Here is a 3148-nt window from a genome sequence, read left to right as displayed (position 1 = left end):
TGTTTTCGTTCCCAAAAACAACTTTACACCAATATTGGATTTGGGCATGGTATCTTTTGACGTTTGCATGTTGGTGAATTTGGGTAGAAATTTCTACTTCTGAAAGGCTTTCTTCTTCTCTTTGGAAACGATCCGGTTTTTTTAGAAGTTCAGCGACGGCTTCCTTCCCCATAAAGCCTTCATAGTTTTTGAGTTCTTTCTCTGGAGATTGTACGAGGCTCTCTCTTGCCTGTTTTACAGCTTCTGTATAACAATCAATGGTGACACATAGGGCGGAATAACTCTCTTCCGCTTGTCTACGCGTTCGATTTTTGAAGCCCAACATGCTGGTACCGGAAAGTTTAGCGATACTTTCAGGATGGGCTGCCATGCGCCATGAGAGCTCCTCTCCTGCAGCGGTATTTTTTTGAATTTCCTGCATTTTTTCTTGCAAAATGTTTGGGTTGCCGTAGGCATTTGCGGATAAACGTTGGATTTCTTCTTGATATGCTCGAACCAATGAATTGTGTGGAAGAAATTTAGTGATTTCTTCTTCTGAGAGGATTATAGTTGCCTTTTGTGAAGCAACTTGTGGAGGAACTGTTGCGTATGTCGTTTCAGCTTCTTGCGGTCTTTTGGTCGAGCCACTTCTTGTGAGAGATGTTGTTGAATGTGTCATTCTAACGGATGCCTGTGCAATTTCTTCCGTAACAGTTTCTTCTCTTAAAAGAGATTGTCTTTCCTCATCTTTTTCCAGTATCGTTGACAGCCTTTTGCTTTTTGAAGGAGCTTCTTTAGAGAGGGGGGCTGGACCAGAGACTTCTGCCGCCGCTTGTTCATAAAGCTTTATAAGTTCTTGTATTGAAGAGGATAGAAAAGGATGAGGATGGTTTTTTTTCATGCATGTTTCCTTTCAAGAATTGTTTTAGAAAACTTCTTTGGAGCATTCTTGCCTTTTATGCTTGGATCGCTTTGAGATAAAAGAAAATATTGAGCTGAATGAGCTCCAAAGATCTGCGCTATTCACAACCAGCCTAATGGAGATTTATGTCTTTTATACAGTTTTTTTATGAAATTTTATCAATAAGTTATCGTAAATTACAGAGTCCATTTTTAGGACTATTTTAGGATCATTTTTTGTAACATTCTAAAACAATTTTTGGCGCAATCGCAACGAAACGATTTGCGCCAAGAAATTCTATGAAAAAAGATTACATGAAAAACAAAAACTATCTGTTTTTATGCCTATGCCTCCTTACATGGCATAAGAAAATCCTTTTTCTCCATGTCTTTGTCGTTGAGGGCTGTGCTCTGGACTCTCCCGGTTTTGTTCTCTTTCGTGATGACGATGATGATGGCCCCTTTCAGTTTTCTGAGAATTTTCTTGCTGGCGTCTTTGTTCCGCCATAGGGGTTTGCAATAGTCTTGTTGTTGCATCTTGTACAGTCTTTGTATAACTATCAATGGCGTCAATGAGCGGCCCAAAACCGTCTTCAGCTGCTTTGCGTGCCTGACTTTTTAGGCCAAGTGCAGAATGGCCAGCGAGCTTATGTATAGATTCAGGATTTTCAGCAAGTCGATTTGAAAGATCTTTTCCTTTACTGGGATCTGTAAGTATTCCTTGCAAGTGTTCCTGGAAAAGGTTGTTATTGCCATAAACGATCTGACCCCAATGCATAACCTCTTCTACACGTGCTTGAACGTGTGGATTTTTTAAAAGCATGACAGCTATTTGCTCAGTTGTGAGGGAAGATGAAGATCTTCCTCTTTGTTGTGGAGCAACCGTTGTATAGTCAGTTTCAGGATCTTCTTTCCTTTGATGTTTACCTCTTGAAGAAGGGGTAACGCTGCTAACTGATGCGTATAGAACATCAGCTTCGTGTTTTGGAGAAGCAACCGTTGTATAGTCAGTTTCAGGATCTTCTTTCCTTTGATGTTTACCTCTTGAAGAAGGGGTAACGCTGCTAACTGATGCGTACAGAACATCAGCTTCGTGTTTTGGAGAAGCAACCGTTGTATAGTCAGTTTCAGGATCTTCTTTCCTTTGATGTTTATCTCTTGAAGAAGGGGTAACACTGCCAACTGTTGCGTATAGAACGTCCTCTTCTGGGGTTGGTCTGCGCTGGTTTCCTCTGGTTGGTTTATTAACTTGTGCATAGAGGGGCTCTGTTCTCTGGGTTTCTGAATGTGGGTGACTTTTTTTCATGGCTGTTTCCTTTCAATATTTTTAGAAAACCTCTTTGGTACATTCCCCATTTTTAGTTTTGATAACAAGATATCCAACAAATGACCTCCAAAGATTTCGTGCTATTCATATCGATATGTAATGAACATTTATGTCTTTTATACAGTTTTTTTATGAAATCTTAATCAATAAGTTATAATAAATTACAGAATCCATTTTTAGGACATATTTTATGTAACATTCTAAAACAACTCTTGGCGCAACCACAATAAAATGACTTGCACCAAGAGACTCTATGAAAAAGAGATTACATGAAAAACAAAAACTATCTGTTTTTTATGCCTATGCCTCCTTACATGGCATAAGAAAATCCTTTTTCTCCATGTTTTGGTCGTTGAGGGCTGTGCTCTGGACTTTCATGGTTTTGTTCTCTTGTGTGACGACGATGATGGTGATGACGTCTGTGTCTTGCCTCTCTTTCTGGACTTTCTTGTCTTTGACCTCTTTCATGTTCACGTGTAAACTGTTTATGGAGCTTTTGTGCGTTACCAATATGCCTTTCAAGAGCTGAGCAAAGGGGAGAAAAACCATCTTCAGCTGCTCTGCGATCGGGGCTTTTTACGCCAAGCACTTGCCGACCAGCGAGTTTAGCAGGGCTTTCAGGATTTTCTAAAAGGTTCCATAAGACTTTTTCTGCATTTAGGGGATCTTCAAGAATCTGAGCAAGTGGTTCATTCAAAGCATGTGGGTTACCATAAACAACAGCGCACCATTCTTGGGTTTCTCTTACACCATATTGAAATTCTCTGCTTTGTAAAAGCTTTGTTGTAATCACCTCTTTTGAGGTTCTTGGAGGAGGTGTTGCTGCTCTTCCAACGCCTTGGTAGATGGGATTTTCTCGTTGTTGGGATTCTTGCCCGCCTTCAGTCTCCATGCCAAGTTTTGCATAGACAGATTCTAGAGTTTTATGGGGAGAGCGCCCAC

Annotated in this window: 3 protein-coding genes; all 3 read right to left on the bottom strand. The window is 40.3% G+C overall.

From position 1 onward, the window contains the following. On the bottom strand, window positions 1-880 hold an 880-nt coding region (locus ACFIO3_RS05740), incomplete at its 3' end, for a BID domain-containing T4SS effector (protein WP_375704189.1). Between the two features lie 354 nt (window positions 881-1234). Continuing rightward, a complete protein-coding gene (locus tag ACFIO3_RS05735; protein ID WP_375608081.1) occupies window positions 1235-2185 on the bottom strand; it encodes a BID domain-containing T4SS effector in 951 nt (316 codons plus the stop codon). 331 nt (window positions 2186-2516) lie between these two features. Further along, window positions 2517-3148, bottom strand: a 632-nt coding sequence (locus tag ACFIO3_RS05730; protein ID WP_375704188.1) for a BID domain-containing T4SS effector, incomplete at its 5' end; no start/stop codon positions are given.

The organism is Bartonella sp. AD328YNZD (assembly GCF_042196425.1).
Note: the sequence above shows the minus strand (reverse complement) of the source record. Positions and strands in the feature narration are given on the sequence as shown.